This is a genomic window from Aureisphaera galaxeae (assembly GCF_028561275.1).
In the GTDB taxonomy this organism is placed as follows: Bacteria; Bacteroidota; Bacteroidia; order Flavobacteriales; family Flavobacteriaceae; genus Aureisphaera; species Aureisphaera galaxeae.
In genome coordinates this window covers 250469-270054 of record NZ_JAQQTF010000002.1, presented here as the reverse complement: position 1 = coordinate 270054, position 19586 = coordinate 250469, and the positions used below count along the sequence as shown (strand labels likewise).

At 42.7% G+C, this 19586-nt stretch carries 19 protein-coding genes; 18 read left to right on the top strand and 1 reads right to left on the bottom strand.

Annotated elements, in window-relative coordinates; translation table 11 throughout:
- The first annotated feature begins 45 nt into the window (after positions 1 to 45).
- The 18 genes from POV27_RS01020 (at position 46) to POV27_RS00930 (ending at position 18320) form a co-directional block, all read left to right on the top strand.
- A complete protein-coding gene (locus tag POV27_RS01020) occupies positions 46 to 1305 on the top strand; it encodes a choice-of-anchor B family protein (RefSeq protein ID WP_272860864.1) in 1260 nt (419 codons plus the stop codon).
- Positions 1306 to 1546: 241 nt separating this feature from the next.
- On the top strand, positions 1547 to 2983 hold the full coding sequence (locus POV27_RS01015) for a choice-of-anchor B family protein (RefSeq protein ID WP_272860863.1): 1437 nt from the start codon (positions 1547 to 1549) through the stop codon (positions 2981 to 2983).
- A 34-nt stretch (positions 2984 to 3017) separates the two neighbouring features.
- Positions 3018 to 4937 (top strand): choice-of-anchor B family protein, encoded by a 1920-nt coding sequence (locus POV27_RS20300; protein WP_336375823.1) that lies wholly within the window; start codon positions 3018 to 3020, stop codon positions 4935 to 4937.
- Between the two features lie 118 nt (positions 4938 to 5055).
- Positions 5056 to 6465, top strand: coding sequence for a choice-of-anchor B family protein (locus tag POV27_RS01000; protein ID WP_272860862.1), 1410 nt, complete (start codon positions 5056 to 5058; stop codon positions 6463 to 6465).
- A gap of 6 nt (positions 6466 to 6471) precedes the next feature.
- Positions 6472 to 7893, top strand: coding sequence for a hypothetical protein (locus POV27_RS00995; protein WP_272860861.1), 1422 nt, complete (start codon positions 6472 to 6474; stop codon positions 7891 to 7893).
- 54 nt (positions 7894 to 7947) lie between these two features.
- A complete protein-coding gene (locus tag POV27_RS00990) occupies positions 7948 to 8760 on the top strand; it encodes an MbnP family protein (protein WP_272860860.1) in 813 nt (270 codons plus the stop codon).
- Between the two features lie 2 nt (positions 8761 to 8762).
- Entirely contained in the window at positions 8763 to 9833 is a 1071-nt protein-coding gene (locus POV27_RS00985; RefSeq protein ID WP_272860859.1) for a cytochrome-c peroxidase, read from the top strand.
- A gap of 151 nt (positions 9834 to 9984) precedes the next feature.
- A complete protein-coding gene (locus POV27_RS00980) occupies positions 9985 to 10314 on the top strand; it encodes a HesB/IscA family protein (protein WP_272860858.1) in 330 nt (109 codons plus the stop codon).
- Positions 10315 to 10329: 15 nt separating this feature from the next.
- On the top strand, positions 10330 to 11778 hold the full coding sequence (sufB, locus tag POV27_RS00975; RefSeq protein WP_272860857.1) for a Fe-S cluster assembly protein SufB: 1449 nt from the start codon (positions 10330 to 10332) through the stop codon (positions 11776 to 11778).
- Between the two features lie 25 nt (positions 11779 to 11803).
- Positions 11804 to 12211: a hypothetical protein gene (locus tag POV27_RS00970; protein WP_272860856.1), complete on the top strand. Its 408-nt coding sequence runs from the start codon at positions 11804 to 11806 to the stop codon at positions 12209 to 12211.
- Between the two features lies 1 nt (position 12212).
- A complete protein-coding gene (sufC, locus tag POV27_RS00965; RefSeq protein WP_272860855.1) occupies positions 12213 to 12962 on the top strand; it encodes a Fe-S cluster assembly ATPase SufC in 750 nt (249 codons plus the stop codon).
- Positions 12963 to 12980: 18 nt separating this feature from the next.
- Positions 12981 to 14294, top strand: a complete 1314-nt coding sequence (gene sufD / locus POV27_RS00960; RefSeq protein ID WP_272860854.1) for a Fe-S cluster assembly protein SufD — start codon at positions 12981 to 12983, stop codon at positions 14292 to 14294.
- Positions 14295 to 14308: 14 nt separating this feature from the next.
- Positions 14309 to 15526 (top strand): aminotransferase class V-fold PLP-dependent enzyme, encoded by a 1218-nt coding sequence (locus POV27_RS00955; RefSeq protein ID WP_272860853.1) that lies wholly within the window; start codon positions 14309 to 14311, stop codon positions 15524 to 15526.
- Between the two features lie 52 nt (positions 15527 to 15578).
- Complete coding sequence (locus POV27_RS00950) at positions 15579 to 16013, top strand: META domain-containing protein (RefSeq protein ID WP_272860852.1); 435 nt, start codon at positions 15579 to 15581, stop codon at positions 16011 to 16013.
- Positions 16000 to 16434, top strand: coding sequence for a SufE family protein (locus tag POV27_RS00945; protein WP_272860851.1), 435 nt, complete (start codon positions 16000 to 16002; stop codon positions 16432 to 16434). The genes POV27_RS00950 and POV27_RS00945 overlap by 14 nt, the downstream gene beginning before the upstream one ends.
- 6 nt (positions 16435 to 16440) lie before the next feature.
- Complete coding sequence (locus POV27_RS00940; RefSeq protein WP_272860850.1) at positions 16441 to 16764, top strand: SUF system Fe-S cluster assembly protein; 324 nt, start codon at positions 16441 to 16443, stop codon at positions 16762 to 16764.
- Between the two features lie 19 nt (positions 16765 to 16783).
- Positions 16784 to 17293: a DUF2480 family protein gene (locus POV27_RS00935; protein ID WP_272860849.1), complete on the top strand. Its 510-nt coding sequence runs from the start codon at positions 16784 to 16786 to the stop codon at positions 17291 to 17293.
- A gap of 109 nt (positions 17294 to 17402) precedes the next feature.
- Entirely contained in the window at positions 17403 to 18320 is a 918-nt protein-coding gene (locus POV27_RS00930; protein WP_272860848.1) for a DUF3078 domain-containing protein, read from the top strand.
- Between the two features lie 54 nt (positions 18321 to 18374).
- On the opposite strand, the gene hflX is transcribed toward POV27_RS00930, so the two are convergent.
- Positions 18375 to 19583 carry a GTPase HflX gene (hflX, locus tag POV27_RS00925; RefSeq protein WP_272860847.1) on the bottom strand — a complete coding sequence of 403 codons (1209 nt, stop codon included), beginning with the start codon at positions 19581 to 19583 and terminating at the stop codon, positions 18375 to 18377.
- Positions 19584 to 19586 lie beyond the last annotated feature (3 nt).

Sequence of the window (19586 nt, the reverse complement as noted above, 5' to 3'; positions counted from 1 at the left end):
ACTTTGTAAGAAAATTGAAGTTTCAAAATGGCTACTTTAGGAAGTATGAAAAAGATAACAGGTTTGCTTTTGGTTTTTGCATTGTCGATGTCCTGCTCCAGTGATGACGATTCCCGTGAATCTTCTAACACGAATACCAATGGAAATGGAAATGACACCGAAGAAACCGTCACCTATGATCCCAGCGCCCAACTTTCGTTCACCCCATGTGTAAATGGAAAAGCGGGTTATTTCGATTGTAACGGATTCGATCTCATAAGTCATATCCCCCTTTCTTTTTTCAATGCTGGGAGTGCCAACGATTCCTGGGGTTGGACAGATCCCATGACCGCGAAGGAATATGTGTTGTTGGGGCTTTCTAACGGAACGGCGTTTATCGATATTTCAGATTCGGAAAATCCGGTATACTTAGGGAAACTTCCGTCTGCCTCCTTTAGCAGTCCTTGGAGGGATATAAAGGTATACAACAATTATGCGTTTATTGTTAGCGAAGGTGAAAACCATGGAATGCAGGTGTTTGATCTTACTCGTTTACGGGACATCACCAACCCTCCCGCCTCTTTCGAAATGGACGCCCATTTCACCAATTTCGGGGGTGCCCATAACATTGCCATAAACGAAGATGTGGGATATGCCTATGTCCTCGGTTCGGATTCCTTCAGTGGCGGCCCTTATTTCATAAACATTCAAGACCCATTAAATCCCATTGATGAGGGCGGCTATGGTTTGGACAACTATAGCCACGATGCACAGGTCATTACCTATCAAGGACCCGACACCGATCATACGGGAAAAGAAATTTTCTTTGGCAGCAACGAAAATCGCTTTGTCATTGTAGATGTTACAGACAAGGCCAATCCACAAAATATCGCTTCAGTTACCTATCTGCAAACAGGTTTTACACACCAAGGATGGTTTACACAAGACCAACGTTATTTTTTATTGGGGGATGAATTCGATGAGATCGAGTTCGGCTTTAATGCCCGCACCATTGTTTGGGATTTGTTCGATCTGGACAACCCACAATTCCATTTTAATTATTTCGGACAAACCTCATCCATAGATCACAACGGATATGTGAAAGGAAATCTGTTTTACCAGGCAAATTATGCGGGTGGCATGCGTGTGATGGACATCTCGGATATTGGCAGTCAGGACATTTTCGAAATTGGCTACTTCGATACATACCCATTAAACAACGGAACAAGTTTCGACGGTGTTTGGAATGTCTACCCCTTTTTCAACAGTGGAAATATTGCCATAAGCGATATCGAAAAAGGACTCTTTATTGTTAGAAAAAATTAGTTTTTGAAACCATGATCCATCTCATAGTTTTGCGACATTTTTTCTCATATTTATGTGTCTTGTAGTTTTCATTATGAAGACCAAGTAGCCGCGAAAGCACAGTTCCTGACGAAAGCTTACCCTGAATAGCACCATATGAGACTCCTAAAAATCTCATAAATAGGCCATATATATAGGTATTTAACGCTTTTGCTCGGTATAATTTGTTAGATTTGGTCGCATTTTAAAAAATTGCTTAGAAATGAGAAGAATTTTACTATCCCTTGGCTTACTATTTATTTCCTACTCCGTTACGGCCCAAACTGAATGTATTGGAGGAATGGCGGGTTCCTATCCTTGTAATGGATATGATCTAATGTCCTTTATCCCATGGACCACTTTTGGTGCTACCAATGCAAATGATTCTTGGGGATGGACCGATCCACAAGACGGAAAGGAATATGCACTTGTCGGTGTAGACAATGGTGTTGCTTTTGTGGATATTTCAGATCCTGTAAATCCACTATACCTTGGAAAATTACCCACACATACTGCCCCCAGTTTATGGAGGGATGTGAAAGTATATGACAACTATGCTTTTGTGGTAAGTGAGGCTAGTGGACATGGAATGCAGGTGTTCGATCTTACCAAATTGAGATCCGTTGCTTCTCCCCCAGAGACCTTTACGGCAGATGCGCATTACAGCGGATTTGGTAACGCTCATAATTTGGTAATCAATGAAAGTGAAGCCTATGCTTATGGGGTTGGAACCACAACCTTCGGAGGTGGACCTCATTTCGTAGATATTTCTGACCCTCTAAATCCAGTGGGTGTAGGAGGATACAGTGATGGTGGCTATAGCCACGATGGACAGGTTGTAACCTACAACGGCCCTGATACGGATTACACGGGACGCGAGATTTATATTGGAAGTAATACTACCGAGATTGTCATTGCAGATATTACGGACAAAGCGAACCCAATGACCATTTCAACCATAGGATACACCAATGTTGCATACACCCACCAGGGATGGCTAACGGACGATCATGCCTATTTTATTTTAGGTGATGAGATCGACGAATTGAACTTCGGATTCAACACGAGAACTTTGGTTTTCGATTTTACCGATTTGGACAATCCCGTACATCATTTTGATTACACAGGGCCAACTTCGGCAACCGATCATAACGGTTACGTAAACGGAGATCTTTTCTACTTAGCAAATTACGAAGCTGGACTTCGCGTAGTGGATATTTCGGATATTGAAAATGGAAATGCTTCCGAAGTTGGATACTTCGACATTTATACCAGTGGCGATGGTGCTGGATATGATGGTGCCTGGAATGTATATCCTTATTTCAACAGTGGAAACATCTTGGTTTCTTCGCTGTTCTTTTCAGATACCAGTTATACGGGAGGGATGTATATCTTACGTGAATCTTCTTTAGGTACTGAAGATTTCAGCCTAGCGAGCCAACTTACCCTGAGCCCTAACCCAGCGCAAAACGCAATTAACATCCGTACAGCAAATGCCCCGATTAATTCGATTGCTGTACACAATGTCCTTGGACAACAATTAATTGTAAGGAATGCCTCTGGAAATACGTCTGAAACTGTTGATATTTCATCACTTTCGGCCGGTATTTACTATGTAAAAGTGAACAACAAGACAACAAAAAAAATCGTAAAACAATAAACTTAAATTCACCAAACCCTAATTGAACTTACTTATGAAAAACCTACTTTTTCTATTTGCAGCGGTTTCTATTCAATGTGCCGTAGCTCAGACCCCATGTACCGGAGGATCTGCAGGAGCGTATCCATGTAATGGGTACGATCTGCAATCACACATAAACCTTAGTGGGCTTAATGCCGGCTCCGGAAATGATTCCTGGGGATGGACCGATGACTTGGACGGAAAAGAATATGCCATCATTGCCCTGAACAACGGAACGGCTTTTATTGATGTATCCGACCCCGTAAACCCTGTTTATCTTGGAAAGTTACCTACTCATACCACGAGTAGTTCTTGGAGAGATGTTAAAACATACAACAACCATGCTTTTGTTGTAAGTGAAGCTGGTGGACACGGAATGCAGGTATTCGATCTAACTCGATTGAGAAATGTAACCAACCCACCGGTAACCTTCTCCGAAGATGCTCACTACAATGGTTTTGGCGATGCCCACAACATTGTAATCAACGAAGATACAGGATATGCTTATCCTGTTGGGTCCAGCCTATTCAACGGAGGTCCTGTCTTCATCAATATCCAAGACCCTCAGAACCCAGTTGGGGAAGGTGGATACGGAATGGATGACTATAGTCACGATGCACAGGTGGTTACCTACAATGGTCCAGATTCAGATTATACAGGAAGGGAAATTCTTATTGGAAGTAACGAAAATGAAGTAGTGATTGTAGACATTACCGATAAGTCCAATCCACAAAACATTTCTTCCATTTCCTATGGCAATGTGGGGTATACGCACCAAGGGTGGTTCACTGAAGATCAGAGATATTTCATCTTGGGAGACGAAACCGACGAATTGAATTTTGGATTCAATACTCGAACCATTGTTTTCGATTTCGAAGACTTAGACAACCCTCAACACCATTTCGACTATACGGGACCTACTGCAGCAATTGACCACAATGGTTATGTAAAAGGCAACAAATATTATATGGCAAATTACCGAGCTGGACTTCGTGTAATCGATCTTTCCAATATTGCTAGTGGTAGCATGACCGAAGAAGGTTTCTTCGACACTTATCCACCAAGCAACAGTGCTAGTTTCGACGGAGCATGGAGCGTTTATCCTTACTTCGGAAGTGGAAACATCGTAATTAGTGATATTAACCGTGGATTTTTCTTGGTAAAAGCTGCCGGTGTAGACAACACAGATCCTGTAGCGGTTTGTCAAGACTTCACAGCGCAATTGGGAAGTAACGGAGACGTAATTGTTGCAGGAAGTGATGTAGACGGAGGCTCTAGCGATGACAGTGGTTCCTATACCGTAACCCTAAGTGAAAACAGCTTCGATTGTAGCGACCTAGGAGATCATGTGGTAACAGTTACAGTAACGGATCCTTCAGGAAATACAGATACATGTACTGCTACCATTACAATAGAAGATACCATGGCACCGTCATTCACGGACTGCCACCTAGATGAAACCGTGGTAGCCGATGAGGCAACCAGCACCTATACGTTACCGGACTATGTGTTGAATGGAGATGTGGCAGCAGCCGATAACTGTACTTCTACGTTAGCTATTACCCAAGACCCGGTGTCCGGAACCGAGATGGCTGTAGGAACACATACAATTTCTTTTGAAACTACAGATGATGAAGGAAATACGAACACCTGTTCTTTCGTTTTAACTGTAGACGAACCTCTAGGAGTTTCTGAATCGCTATTGGAACAAGGATTATCCATTTTCCCAAATCCATCCAGCGATCAAATTACAGTAGTTTCTGAAAATCAGAACATTAACAACATCGCAATTTTTGATGTTACTGGGAAGCAGTTGATCGATATGAGTAACATGGATGTACAAAGACAAAACATTAGCATTTCATCCCTTGCGGAAGGAATTTATTTTATAAATATTAACAACCTTATAACTAAAAGAATCGTAAAGAAATAAGCGTTTTGTTGTAAATTTGGCAAAATTTTCAGGTTTATAGACTAAACCATAACATATTTCGTTATGGTTTAGTTATAACCTTTTAAAACAGTTATTAAGAACCCTAATTAAAACTTCGATGAAAAAAATTACTACGGCTATCCTACTTTTGGCTACCGGCATCACCTTCGCACAGAGCCCATGTACGGGTGGTACAGCCGATACCTTCCCCTGCTCTGGATACGATCTACAATCAAGAATTTCTAACGGGACTATGGGAGCCTCTGGAGCAAACGACTCTTGGGGATGGACCGACCCTCAAGACGGAAAAGAATATGCCATTGTTGGGCTAACCAATGGAACGGCATTTATTGATGTTTCCGATCCTGTAAATCCTGTGTACCTAGGAAAACTTCCAACGCATACAGACAGTAGCATCTGGAGAGATGTTAAGGTATACGACAACCACGCTTTTATTGTAAGTGAAGCTGGCGGACACGGAATGCAAGTATTCGACCTTACTCGTCTTAGAAATGTTGCCAGCCCTCCAACTACCTTTACAAATGATGCGCACGACAACAGTTTCGGAAGCGCGCACAATATTGCGATTAATGAAGATACCGGATATGCCTATCCTATTGGTTCCAGTCTTTTTAGTGGAGGACCTATTTTCATTAACATCCAAGATCCTACAAACCCTGTTTTCGAAGGAGGTTATGCCACCGACGGATACACACACGATGCTCAAATCGTAACCTACAACGGACCTGATACTGAGCATGCAGGAAAAGAGATTTTCATTGGTAGTAATGCCGATGAACTTGTTATTGTTGATATTACAGATAAGTCTAATCCCGTACAATTGGGAAGCACCGACTATCCTAATGTAGGGTACACCCACCAAGGATGGTTTACTGAAGACCAGAGATACTTCCTATTGGGAGACGAAGGAGATGAGTTCGACTTCGGATTCAATACGCGTACTGTGGTTTTCGATCTAAGCGACCTAGATAACCCACTATACGATTTTGCCTACGAGGGCGATACTGCAGCTGTAGACCACAATGGATATGTGGTTGGTGATAAGTTCTACCTATCTAACTATGCTGCTGGACTACGTGTTTTGGATATTAGTGATATTGAAAATGGAAATATTACCCTAGATGGATACTTCGATACATATCCTTCTAACAACAGTGCCAACTACTCTGGTTCTTGGAACGTATATCCATTTTTTGCCAGTGAAAATATTGTAATTACCGGAGATGCAGGTATGACACTTGTGAAAGCGTCTGGGTCTCTTTCTACCGAGGACTTTGAGCAAACTAAATTCTCACTTTTCCCGAATCCAGCAACGGACAGATTGACCGTTTCTTCTACGGAAGAAGGAATTGCTCGTGTAGAAATCTTTAATGTCCTTGGACAAAAAGTGTTGGACAATACCTACGCTTCACGTTTATCGGAAACAATCAACATTACAAGCTTAAACACTGGAATGTACCTCGTTACGATAAATAACACTACGACCAAGCGATTGGTGGTAAAATAATTTTTTATGCTATTGAAAAAGAAAAAGTTCATATTATTATTAACCTTTATGGTTATGGCGGGTATCGTCTTCACCTCTTGCGGTGGAGACGACGCTCCGTCTGATGATACCATAGTAGATCCGGACCCTGACCCGGATCCAGATCCCGATCCTACAGGATTCTTGGGTGAAATCGACTTCGTAAAAACCTTTGGAGGTAGCGATATCGATGAGGCCAATGACGTGGTACAGGCAGATGATGGAAGCTATGTCATCATCGGTTCTACCAAAAGTACGGACGGGGACATTACAGATAAATCAGATCCCAGCAATGATTTTTGGGTACTAAAAGTAAATCCTCAAGGTGAAAAAGTTTGGAGCAAAACCTACGGCGGAAGCAATGACGACGAAGGTTATTCCCTAAGCAAAACCGATGACGGGGGTTATATTCTTATTGGATACAGCCGAAGTAGCGATGGCGACGTAGGAGGGAATGAAGGCTTTCAGGATATTTGGATCGTAAAAATTGATGGTAGTGGCAACCTACAATGGGAAACCCACCATGGATTTTTAGGAGGCGAACAAGGCCTGAGTGTCGTTCAGACCAGTGATGGCGGTTATTTTGCTGTTGGGTTCCTAGACCTTGCCGGTAGTGGCGGACAAGGAGACGACCTACTTCCCGATGACAAAGGAGACTCCCGTAACAACCGACACGGTTTGGGTGAATACTGGGGTATTAAATTGGATGCCAACGGAAACAAAGAATGGCGTCGCTATTTTGGAGGCACCAATAACGATCGTGGTTACGATGTATTGCAAACATCCGATAATGGTTATCTCTTAACTGGAGCTGCCGAGAGTAATGATTTCGATATTACAAACCCTAAAGGATCCTACGATTATTGGGCCATTAAAATCAATGATCAAGGGGACATCCAATGGGAAAAATCTTTTGGAGGTTCTGAAATTGATAATGGATTTAGTGTGACGGAAACTACCGATGGTAATTTCATCTTTGTGGGAGACACACGAAGTGCCGATCAAGATGTTTCCAATCTTAAAGGAAATGCCGATCTATGGGCTGTTAAATTCTCCAGCACCAATGGATCTATTATTTGGGAACGCACCTACGGGGGAACCCAATTCGACTCTGCACAAAGTATTACTCCTATGTCCAGTGGCAAGTATGTTATTGCCGGATCTTCACGAAGTGTTGATGGGGACGTTGCCGAAAACAACGGACAAAACGATGCTTGGATTTTGGTCATTAACGAAAGTGGAGTCCCTCAGTTTGAAATGAACTTGGGTGGTTCTGAGCTTGACTTCGGTAATGGGGCTATCGAAACTACAGACAACAAACTAATCCTAGTGGGAGAAACCGATAGTAACGACGGAGATATTACCCAAAACAAAGGAATTAAAGACTTAATGATTGCGAAAATCAAATAAGCCTACAGCTTACCATAAAATAAACCTTAACCCTTTAAATACTAAAAAAAAGAAATGATGAAATTGAAAAAAATTGCTTTGCTATTGGTAGCTACTATCGCCCTAGTAAGCTGTAACAATGATGATGATTCGTCTGCCCCAGCAAATGTGACTGTAGACTTTACATTTACGCACAACTTTGGTGGTACGGCTATTGAAAATGCAGATTATGAAACCACTTCCTATACCAACGCGAACGGAGAAAGCCTTACGCTTTCCAAATTGGTATACCTAATCTCGGATATTACCTTTACCGCCACAGACGGAACAGCATATACTGCTGGAGACTATAATTTGGTGAATGCCCGTACGGGAAGTAACATCAACTTTACACCAGGGTTTGATCTTCCTAAAGGAGATTACACCGTGTCTTTCACGTTTGGATTTAACGACGAGGACAATGATGCTGCTGGTGGTTATGAAGACCTTAATACTGCCGACGGTGGTTGGGGTGTGCCAGACCCATTGGGTGGCGGATACCACTATATGCGTATGGAAGGAACCTATGTAAATAGCCTTGGTGCCACAGAGAACTTCCAATACCACACCATTAGAGCCAACAGGCACAATACCTTGCCTCCAGGGCCAGGAACTCTAGACGAACTAACAGATACTTCCTTTACGGTAAACTTAGGAACTGTTAGCGTGGGTAGTACTACTTCTGTGGAAGTTCAAATGGACGTAGCAGAATGGTTCGCCAACCCAAACACTTGGGATTTGAACACTTGGTTCACCGTTTTGATGCCTAACTACGAGGCACAATTGGATATGAACGAGAATGGATCTGCTGGAGTTTTCAGCCTAGGAACCGTTATTACAGAAGACTAAACATGAATAAGTACTGGAAATATTTGGGTGTATGTGTGTTGATCATTGCCTTGCATGCTTGCAAGGACACCGATGATGAGCCCACATATACCCCTACTCCAGTGACTTTAGGGGTACCCGAAGTTTTTCAGGGAAAACTATTACCGCCTGTAATTCCAGAGGACAATCCTTTAACCGAAGAAGGTATTGCCTTGGGCAAGAAACTTTTCTTCGATCCCATTCTTTCTGGAAATGGTACACAGGCCTGTGCAGATTGCCACCGCCCCGAGCATGCATTCTCCGATCCTAGACAATTTAGTTTGGGTATCAATGGCAATCCTGGCACCCGACACTCTATGCCGTTGTTCAATATTGCATGGAACTTTGAAAATAAATTCTTTTGGGATGGTAGAGCCCTCGGTTTGGAGGCACAAATCTTCGATCCAGTGGTAGATCCCAATGAAATGGCCAATACCTGGCCCAATGCCGAAAGCACCTTACAAGCCGATGCCGAATACCCTGAACTTTTTGAACAGGCTTTTGGCACGAGCAGAATCGACTCCGTTAATGTGAGTAAAGCCATTGCCCAATTTTTGAGAACCTTGGTTTCGGCCAACTCTAAATTCGATCGTTTTCAACTAGGTCTAGCCGAGTTGACCCCGGAAGAGGAAAACGGGCTTAATGTTTTTTTGGATGAAGGACGCGGCGATTGTTTTCACTGTCACGGTTTACCAGCCAACCCCTTATGGACCGATAATATCTTCCACAACAATGGGATGGACGAAATCATTACCGACTTAGGTCTTGGTGGATTCTCTGGAGATCCGCGTGAATTTGGCCATTTTAAATCCCCAAGTTTACGTAATCTAGCGTACACTGCCCCCTTTATGCATGACGGACGTTTTGCTACCATAGAGGAAGTGATTAATCACTACAGTGAAGGCCTGGTATTCTCGGAAACCATAGATCCCCTTATGAAGAATGTATCCACCGGAGGTGCCCATATGACCGAGAGCGACAAGGCAGATCTTAAGGCATTTCTCCTCACCCTTTCTGATGAGAGTTTCATCAACAATCCCGATTTTCGCCAATAGTCTAATATTGGCCAGTAACAGGCGCTCAACACCTTACTTGTTAATTATTACATAAATCTATAGTAGCATAAGCTTTTAATGTGCCGTGCACATGGTTTAAAATGCTATTTGCAGTATATTTGCAGTCCTAATTTAGAATAACTCTATATAGATGATAAAGGTTAGTGAAAGTGCAAAAGACAAGATTTCTCAGCTAATGTCCGAAGAAGGATTCAGTATTGAGAAGGACTTTGTGCGCGTAGGTGTTAAGAGTGGTGGTTGTTCCGGCCTGTCCTACGAACTCAAGTTCGACGATGCACAAGGGGATACCGATAAGCTATTTGAAGACAACTTTGTCAAAATCATTGTAGACAAAAAGAGCTTTTTATATCTGGTAGGTACCACACTGGAATACAGCGGTGGGCTTAACGGAAAAGGATTTGTATTCAATAATCCAAATGCCAACCGTACCTGCGGTTGCGGAGAAAGCTTTTCACTATAAAACTGGGATCAAGAAATGGGAAAATTCACTGAAGACGATTTAAAAAAAGAACTTGAGACCAAAGAATACGAGTATGGTTTCTATACCGATATAGAATCGGAAACTTTTCCGGTAGGTCTTGACGAGGATATTGTTCGTGCTATTTCCGCAAAGAAGAACGAGCCCGAATGGATGACCGAATGGCGATTGGAAGCTTTCCGCATTTGGAAAGCAATGGAAGAACCCGAATGGGCCAATGTGACCTATGAAAAACCGAATTTTCAAAATATCTCCTACTACTCGGCACCTTCAACCAAGCCAAAATACAATAGCATAGACGAGGTAGATCCAGAATTGCTGGAAACCTTCAACAAACTGGGTATTTCTTTAGAAGAGCAGAAGAAATTGGCCGGTGTTGCCGTAGATATCGTTATGGATTCGGTTTCTGTAGCCACTACCTTCAAAGATACCTTGGCGGAGAAAGGGATCATTTTCTGTTCCATTTCAGAAGCCATTCAGGAACACCCAGAATTGGTAAAGAAATACATTGGAAGTGTCGTACCTCAAAAAGATAACTTCTACGCTGCCCTAAATAGTGCAGTATTTAGCGATGGTTCATTCTGTTACATTCCTAAAGGGGTTCGTTGCCCTATGGAGCTTTCCACTTATTTCAGGATTAACCAGGCCGGTACCGGACAGTTTGAGCGTACGCTGGTTATTGCAGACGAAGGAAGTTACGTAAGCTACCTAGAGGGTTGCACGGCTCCTTCGCGTGATGAAAATCAGTTACACGCTGCAGTGGTTGAATTGATCGCCCTAGACGATGCGGAAATAAAATATTCTACCGTTCAGAACTGGTTCCCTGGGGACAAAGAAGGAAATGGTGGGGTATTCAACTTTGTGACCAAACGTGGAATTTGCGAGAAAAACGCAAAAATTTCTTGGACACAGGTGGAAACAGGAAGTGCAGTTACCTGGAAGTACCCAAGTTGCGTACTTAAAGGCGACAACTCCATCGGGGAGTTCTACTCCATCGCAGTGACCAATAACTTCCAGCAAGCCGATACAGGAACAAAAATGATCCACTTAGGGAAGAATACCCGAAGTACGATTATTTCGAAAGGAATTTCGGCCGGAAAATCACAGAACAGTTATCGTGGATTGGTAAAAATCCATCCCCGCGCAGAAAATGCCAGGAACTTCTCACAGTGTGATTCCCTGCTTATGGGGAACAAGTGTGGGGCTCATACCTTCCCATACATCGAAACCAATAACAAGACGGCCCAGGTAGAACATGAAGCAACGACAAGTAAGATTGGGGAAGACCAAATTTTCTACTGCAACCAACGTGGAATCGATACCGAAAAGGCCATTGCGCTTATCGTAAATGGATTCAGTAAAGAAGTACTTAACAAGCTTCCTATGGAATTTGCAGTGGAGGCTCAAAAACTATTGGAAATTAGCCTTGAAGGCTCTGTTGGATAATCATCATAAAAAACAACCAAATACAATGAAAAGATCACTTTTACTACTCACTTTCGCTTTAGCTGCTGTTCTATTTTCCTGTAAGAACGGTGAAGAAAAAACCGCTGCTCAAGAAGAAACTCCAAAGTTATTGGAAAACGAATACAGCATGTATAGCGGTGAGTTTATCTATTTGGACGACGGTGCCGTGTTAAAAGGAAACAATTTCATTTACGGAGTGGCTTTGGACGAAATGGCTGAGGAATTAGCGAAAAGAGTAGCCCCTGTTAAGAATGAAGAATTCGACATGGTTCCTGTAGTGGTAAAAGGAATTTTGAATAAAAAAGCAGCCGGGGATGAAGGTTGGGACGAAGTTCTTACCATCAAAGAAATCGTTACTGTTAGCGATGCACCAGCGGAGGCAGATATAAAAATAGAAGAAAAGAAAAGTTAATATGCTACACATAAAAAACTTGCATGCAAGCGTAGAAGAGAAAGATATCCTGAAGGGAATAGACCTTGAGGTAAATCCAGGTGAAGTACATGCCATTATGGGACCTAACGGTTCTGGGAAAAGTACGCTCGCTGCCGTGGTTGCAGGAAAAGAAGAATTCGAAATTACCGACGGTGATGTTATGCTGGAAGGAGAAGACATTTCAGAATTGGATCCCGAGGAAAGAGCACATAAAGGTATTTTCCTTTCTTTTCAGTATCCCGTAGAAATTCCAGGGGTAACCGTAACCAACTTCATTAAGACCGCCATTAACGAAACCCGAAAGGCCAAAGGCCAAGAGGATATGCCAGCGGGCGAAATGTTGAAGAAAATAAAAGAGAAAGCCGATCTTTTGGAAATTGACCGTAAGTTCCTTTCCCGCTCCTTGAACGAAGGGTTCTCCGGAGGTGAGAAAAAGCGAAATGAGATTTTCCAAATGGCTATGATGGAACCTAAATTGGCGATCTTAGACGAAACCGATTCCGGATTGGATATCGATGCGCTTAAGATTGTTGCCAATGGGGTGAATAAGTTAAAGAGCGATGACAATGCAGTGATCGTTATTACACACTACCAACGTCTATTGGACTACATCGTGCCTGATTTTGTACATGTACTTATGGATGGAAAAATCGTGAAATCCGGACCCAAGGAACTGGCATACCAGTTAGAGGAAAAAGGATACGATTGGATTAAGGAAGAATTGGTGTAAAGACAAGCCAAAACCAAGATGAGCTTAAAAGAAAAATTATTATCGTCCTATCTCGCTTTCGAAGACCATTTGGAGGTAGACTCCCCTATTCATGATCTTAGGACACAAGCTATAAAGAATTTTGAGGATCTAGGATTTCCTACCAAAAAACAAGAAGCTTGGAAATACACCTCATTAAAAACTTTGCTGAAACCGGATTACAGCATTTTCCCTAAGAAGGAAAATACGTTGGAACTAAAAGATGTGAAGAAATATTTCCTTCACGATGTAGACACCTACAAAATTGTATTTGTAGATGGGGTCTACAGTTCCTTCCTATCCGAAACTACGCACGATGGCATGGATGTGTGCTTACTTTCTTCTGCTTTAAGCAAGGACAAGTACAAGCCTGTGATCGAAGCGTACTACAACAAAGTTGCCCAAGAAAGTAGTTTAACTTCCCTTAATACAGCTTTTGCCAAGGAAGGGGCTTATATCTACATTCCGAAGCATACGGAAGTAGAAAAGCCTATCGAGATTATCAACTTCGCTACAGGGAATGAAGCTGCTATGCTTCTACAACCACGTAATTTGGTGGTGGTTGAAGAAAATGCACATGTTCAGATCATAGAACGTCATCAAAGTCTTTCAGACAATGCCGTGTTTACCAATTCGGTGACCGAGATTTTTGCTGAAAAAAGAGCGTTTGTAGATTATTATAAAATCCAGAATGATCGCATTTCGGCTTCGCTTATCGATCATACCCATATCAAGCAAGAGCGCGATAGTATCTGTAAGGTACACACCTTCTCCTTTGGTGGAAAATTGATACGTAACAACCTCAACTTCTATCAGCATGGGGAACGTTGCGATTCGGTACTGAATGGGATTACCATTTTGGAAGGCAAACAGCATGTAGATCACAATACATTGGTGCATCACATTGCTCCGAATTGCGAAAGTCACCAAGATTACAAAGGGATTTTCGATGATAATTCCACTGGGGTTTTCAACGGAAAGGTATACGTAGAGAAAGAAGCCCAAAAACTGGATGCTTTTCAGCAGAACAACAACATTCTTATCAGTGATAAGGCCACGATAAATTCGAAACCACAGTTGGAAATCTTTGCAGATGATGTGAAGTGCTCTCACGGTTGTACTATTGGGCAACTGGATGAAGATGCCCTTTTCTATCTTCGTTCGAGGGGAATCGCCAAGAAAGAGGCCAGAGCCTTGCTCATGTATGCCTTTGCCAACAATGTATTGGAAGGTGTTAAGATTCCTGAGCTTAAGCGACGTATCAACAAACTGATAGCCAATAAAATTGGTGTTAATTTAGGGTTCAACCTATAAAAAGCGTATCCCATATGGCCTTGAATGTTCAGGAAATACGCAATGACTTTCCCATCCTTCATCGTGAGGTAAATGGCCACCCTTTGGTGTACTTGGACAATGCGGCCACTTCGCAAAAGCCGCAGCAGGTCATAGATACCTTGGTGCATTATTATAGCCATTACAATGCCAATATCCATCGCGGGGTGCACACGCTATCCCAAGAAGCAACCGATGCCTATGAAATCGCACGAAAAAAGATACAGGCCCATTTCAATATAAGGCATACCCATGAAGTGATTTTCACTTCGGGAACCACCCATGGGATCAATTTGGTGGCCAATGGCTTTTCTTCCTTTCTGAAGGAGGGCGATGAGATCATCGTTTCGGCTTTGGAACACCATTCCAATATTGTTCCTTGGCAAATGTTGTGCGAACGGACGGGAGCAACACTCAAAGTCATTCCACTGAATGAAAATGGAACGCTGATTTTTTCAGAGTACGAACAATTACTCTCTTCGGCCACAAAGTTGGTATTTGTGAACCATATTTCGAATGCTTTGGGAACCATCAACCCCATTGCTAAAATCATAGAAAAAGCGCATGAAGTAGGTGCTGCTGTATTGATTGATGGGGCACAATCCTGTTCGCACGTTAAACCGGACCTTCAGGCATTGGATTGCGACTTCTATGTAACTTCTGCCCATAAAATGTGTGGCCCAACAGGAGTGGGAATGCTCTATGGAAAATTGGAGTGGCTCAATAAACTTCCTCCCTATCAAGGAGGAGGGGAAATGATCAAGGAGGTAACTTTCGAAAAGACCACCTATGCCGATCTTCCGCATAAATTCGAAGCGGGTACGCCCAATATTGCTGGGGGTATCGGATTTGGAGCGGCTCTAGAGTACCTAAATAATATTGGTTTCGAAGCCATCGCTCAATACGAAAGTGAACTGTTGGCCTATGCCACAGAGGAACTTCTAAAGATTGAAGGGCTAAAGATTTACGGTACGGGACCCGATAAGACTTCGGTGATTTCTTTCAATATCGAAGGAATCCATCCGTATGATATTGGCACCATCGTTGATAAGTTGGGAATAGCCGTACGAACTGGGCACCATTGTGCACAGCCCATTATGGATTTTTATCAAATCCCTGGAACAGTAAGGGCTTCTTTTGCGTTTTACAATACGATGGAAGAAGTGGATCGATTGGTGAGTGCGGTGAAAAAAGCAAAAATGATGTTGAGTTAAAGCCTTGGATATTTCCGTATCTTAGGACTTCAAAACACTAAACCTCAACCATATGAAAAAAGTAATTGCAATTCTCTTTAGCATAGCGCTCTTTAGCAGCTGCGATGAAACCAAAAAAGTAATCGACGTGGCAGGTAATGTACATCTTACTGGAAATTATACGGTGACCAGTATTGGAGGTTCTGAGATATCCGAAAATGCCCCTACGATTACCTTTGTTGCCTTAGACAAAACCATTCGTGGAAATACAGGTTGCAACAGTTTCTTCGGGAAATATGCCTTGGATCTGTATGCCCTAACCATGAGCGACATTGGAAATACCGAAATGGCCTGCGACCAGCCAATAATGGACGTAGAAAATGCTTTTTTGAATGCCCTACGGAATACGGGATCGTATGACTTGGAAAACAGTATGCTCACCCTTTATTCCAAGACTGATAGAAGCGAATTGTTAATTGCAAGAAAAGAAAGAAATGAAGGAAACTAGGCCCATTGCAGCCTTGCAGGAAGAATTGATCGATGAGTTTTCCCTCTTCGAAGATTGGATGGACAAATACGAACATCTTATCGAATTGGGGAAAGGCCTCCCTTTAATTCAGCCTGAATTGAAAACCGACGACAAACTCATTAAAGGATGCCAGAGTAAAGTATGGTTACATTCTGAAATGGATGGCGATACCGTTGTCTTTACGGCAGATAGCGATGCCATCATCACCAAAGGAATCATTGCCGTTCTCATTCGTGTGTTTTCACACCAGACACCCGAAAGTATCGTGAATGCAGACACTTCCTTTATCGATGAAATCGGTTTAAAGGAACACCTATCCCCTACGCGAGCCAATGGGTTGGTGTCCATGATAAAACAAATGAAATTGTATGCTGTGGCCTATCAGGCACAGCTTAAATAAAATGCTATGAGTACCGAAGTAGATACCACCGAATTGGGTGAAAAAATAGTGAAGGTCCTGAAGACCATTTATGATCCGGAAATCCCTGTAGATATCTATGAATTGGGATTGATCTATGATGTTTTTGTGAATGAGGATCAGGAAGTGAAAATATTGATGACCCTTACCACTCCCAATTGCCCAGTAGCCGAAACGCTTCCCGTGGAAGTGGAGGACAAGGTGAAAAGTATTAAGATGGTGGCCGATGCCGAAGTGGAAATCACTTTCGATCCGCCATGGAGCCAAGACCTTATGAGTGAAGAGGCCAAATTAGAATTGGGCATGCTATAATGCCTTTTGTCCCTGAATTATGGAAAAGGAAATCGTAAATAGAGTTGCCAACAGTCCGCTTGTTACCATCGATTTGGAGGAATTGTATCCTGCTGGTGAACGAATGGAATTGGACATTAGCCAATGGCTGTACGAAGGCCTTATCCTTCGGGAAAAGGAATATCGTGAGCACATAAACAATCACGATTGGGATCAGTACAAGGATGCCTATGTGTTTATTCATTGCGCTACCGATGCCATTATTCCGGGTTGGGCTTTTCTTTTGGTTTCCCTTCAACTAAGCGGTATCGCTTCCAAAGTCCATATTGGTTCTCGTGAGGAAATGGAGGCATCCCTTTACATGGACACTATATCCAACCTAGACCTTTCTGAATATCAAGACAAGCCTGTTATCATAAAAGGCTGTTCAGATAAGTATATACCCGACAACGCTTATGTGCAATTGGCACAGCGCTTACAACCCCTAGCAAAGAGCATCATGTACGGAGAGGCCTGTTCTTCGGTTCCCCTGTACAAAAGAAAAAAGTAGCTTGTCGTTTTTTCCCTGTCTTTAGTCGAAAGCATTGTTTTTAAAGGGATGGTTTCTTCCCTTGAAGCAAAGAAATGCTAATTTTGCAACACACATTAAACTCAACATCATGAAAAAACTTTTGTTATTATCCGCTCTTTTTGTGCTTCCCCTTGCGTCTTTTGCGCAGGATGATGCGGCAGATGGCCCTCAGGACGGATGGACCAAAGCAGGAAATATCTCCCTATTGTTCAGTCAGGCAGCATTCAACGCCGAATGGACTGGTGGGGGTACTTCCAATTATGCGATAAACGGAACCCTTGCCTACGATTTCAACTACAAACAAGGTAAATTGACATGGGACAACCGTATCATGGCCGATTATGGTATTACCCAAACCCGTGATCAGGAATTTACCCGTAAAACGAACGATCGTTTGGAATTGAACTCCATCATAGGACGCCAAATTAAGGAGAGCCTTTGGTACTACTCTTTCTTTATGAACTTCAGAACTCAGTTTACCTCTGGATATAACTTTGGAACCGACGAAAACGGAAACGAAACCCGTACCGAATTTACACGATTCATGTCTCCGGGGTATTTACAAGCAGGTCCTGGTTTTCTTTGGAAAAAGAGCGACAACCTTAAAGTGAATATCGCACCCGCTACGGCGCGTTTTATCTTCGTTAGCGGTGACTTTACCAATGTAGGAAGTGATCAGGCAGCGATCGATGCTTTCAATGCTGCAGGAGGTTACTTTGGGGTAGAAGCTAATGAATCCTCACGCTTCGAATTTGGTGCTGCGTTAGGAGCCTACGCCAAAATCGATCTTATGGAAAACATTTCCATGGAAAACATCTTGAACTTGTATAGCAACTACTTGGAAGATCCTCAGAACGTAGATTTGGATTACACCATGAACTTGGTGATGAAAGTGAACAAGTGGATTACTGCCAATGCCACTTTCCAAGCCATTTATGACGACAACGCCGTTCAAGGTTTTCAAATTCGTGAAGCCCTAGGAGTAGGGGTTACGTTTGGAATCTAGAAACACATTTGACTAATTGAATAAAAAAAGCCCGACAGTTTTGTCGGGCTTTTTTTATTCTTCAATGTATTCCGGATAGAGAAAGTTATTGTACGGAAAGCGGGTTACGTGAATGGAACGCACCTTCTGATAAACCACCTTTCTGAACGTATCTAAATTTTCCTTGTTCAACGCAGAGATAAATATCGCATCTCCGTTTTCACGGTTCATATACGTATTCTTCCAATCATCAATGGTATAATGCGCTTTGGTTCTTTCGGTCACCAAATCATCCTCATCGATCACCTCTGGTTGGTAGGCATCGATTTTGTTGAAAACCATCAAGGTAGGCTTATCCGCACCATCTATTTCATCCAAAATGCCATTTACGGAAGCAATATGATCTTCGAAGGAAGGATGCGAAATATCAACGACATGCAATAGCATATCCGCTTCGCGCACCTCATCCAAAGTACTTTTGAAAGACTCTACCAATTGTGTCGGTAATTTTCTAATAAACCCTACGGTATCACTCAGCAAAAAGGGAAGATTCCCTATCACTACCTTACGCACTGTGGTATCTAGGGTAGCAAACAACTTATTCTCTGCGAAAACATCACTCTTGCTAATGACATTCATCAGCGTAGATTTACCCACATTGGTATAACCTACCAAGGCCACGCGTACCAAAGCTCCTCTATTTCCGCGTTGCACGGCCATCTGCTTATCGATAGTGGCCAACTTCTTTTTCAACAAGGAAATGCGATCGCGAACAATACGACGGTCGGTTTCAATCTCCGTTTCCCCTGGTCCACGCATCCCGATACCCCCTCGTTGCCTTTCCAAGTGTGTCCACATACCCGCCAAGCGTGGGAGCAAGTACTCATATTGTGCCAATTCTACTTGGGTGCGGGCATAGCTCGTTTTGGCCCGTTGGGCGAATATGTCCAGGATAAGATTGGTTCTATCTATGATCTTGCACTGCAGGATCCGTTCTATATTCTTTTGCTGGGCAGGAGACAATTCATCATCGAAGATGGCCGTTCCTACCTTGTTCTCTTCCACATATAGGCGCACCTCCTCCAGCTTTCCACTCCCAATAAAGGTCTTGGGATTGGGCACTTCCATTTTTTGGGTGAAGCGTTTTAGCACCTCCCCTCCGGCCGTATATGCCAAGAATTCCAATTCGTCCAAATATTCCTTGGCCTTCTCCTCATCCTGTTGCCTCGTTACCAGACCTATAAGGACCGTTTTTTCGTATTCTATTTCTTGTTTATCTAACATAAA

Coding starts and splice junctions, on each gene's coding strand:
- POV27_RS01000 (WP_272860862.1), top strand. CDS start 5,056: ATGAAAAAAATTACTACGGCTATCCTACTTTTGGCTACCGGCATCACC.
- POV27_RS00995 (WP_272860861.1), top strand. CDS start 6,472: ATGCTATTGAAAAAGAAAAAGTTCATATTATTATTAACCTTTATGGTT.
- sufB (WP_272860857.1), top strand. CDS start 10,330: ATGGGAAAATTCACTGAAGACGATTTAAAAAAAGAACTTGAGACCAAA.
- POV27_RS20300 (WP_336375823.1), top strand. CDS start 3,018: ATGAAAAACCTACTTTTTCTATTTGCAGCGGTTTCTATTCAATGTGCC.
- POV27_RS00990 (WP_272860860.1), top strand. CDS start 7,948: ATGATGAAATTGAAAAAAATTGCTTTGCTATTGGTAGCTACTATCGCC.
- hflX (WP_272860847.1), bottom strand. CDS start 19,583: ATGTTAGATAAACAAGAAATAGAATACGAAAAAACGGTCCTTATAGGT.
- POV27_RS00950 (WP_272860852.1), top strand. CDS start 15,579: ATGAAAAAAGTAATTGCAATTCTCTTTAGCATAGCGCTCTTTAGCAGC.
- sufD (WP_272860854.1), top strand. CDS start 12,981: ATGAGCTTAAAAGAAAAATTATTATCGTCCTATCTCGCTTTCGAAGAC.
- POV27_RS00930 (WP_272860848.1), top strand. CDS start 17,403: ATGAAAAAACTTTTGTTATTATCCGCTCTTTTTGTGCTTCCCCTTGCG.
- POV27_RS00935 (WP_272860849.1), top strand. CDS start 16,784: ATGGAAAAGGAAATCGTAAATAGAGTTGCCAACAGTCCGCTTGTTACC.
- POV27_RS00955 (WP_272860853.1), top strand. CDS start 14,309: ATGGCCTTGAATGTTCAGGAAATACGCAATGACTTTCCCATCCTTCAT.
- sufC (WP_272860855.1), top strand. CDS start 12,213: ATGCTACACATAAAAAACTTGCATGCAAGCGTAGAAGAGAAAGATATC.
- POV27_RS01015 (WP_272860863.1), top strand. CDS start 1,547: ATGAGAAGAATTTTACTATCCCTTGGCTTACTATTTATTTCCTACTCC.
- POV27_RS00970 (WP_272860856.1), top strand. CDS start 11,804: ATGAAAAGATCACTTTTACTACTCACTTTCGCTTTAGCTGCTGTTCTA.
- POV27_RS00940 (WP_272860850.1), top strand. CDS start 16,441: ATGAGTACCGAAGTAGATACCACCGAATTGGGTGAAAAAATAGTGAAG.
- POV27_RS00985 (WP_272860859.1), top strand. CDS start 8,763: ATGAATAAGTACTGGAAATATTTGGGTGTATGTGTGTTGATCATTGCC.
- POV27_RS01020 (WP_272860864.1), top strand. CDS start 46: ATGAAAAAGATAACAGGTTTGCTTTTGGTTTTTGCATTGTCGATGTCC.
- POV27_RS00945 (WP_272860851.1), top strand. CDS start 16,000: ATGAAGGAAACTAGGCCCATTGCAGCCTTGCAGGAAGAATTGATCGAT.
- POV27_RS00980 (WP_272860858.1), top strand. CDS start 9,985: ATGATAAAGGTTAGTGAAAGTGCAAAAGACAAGATTTCTCAGCTAATG.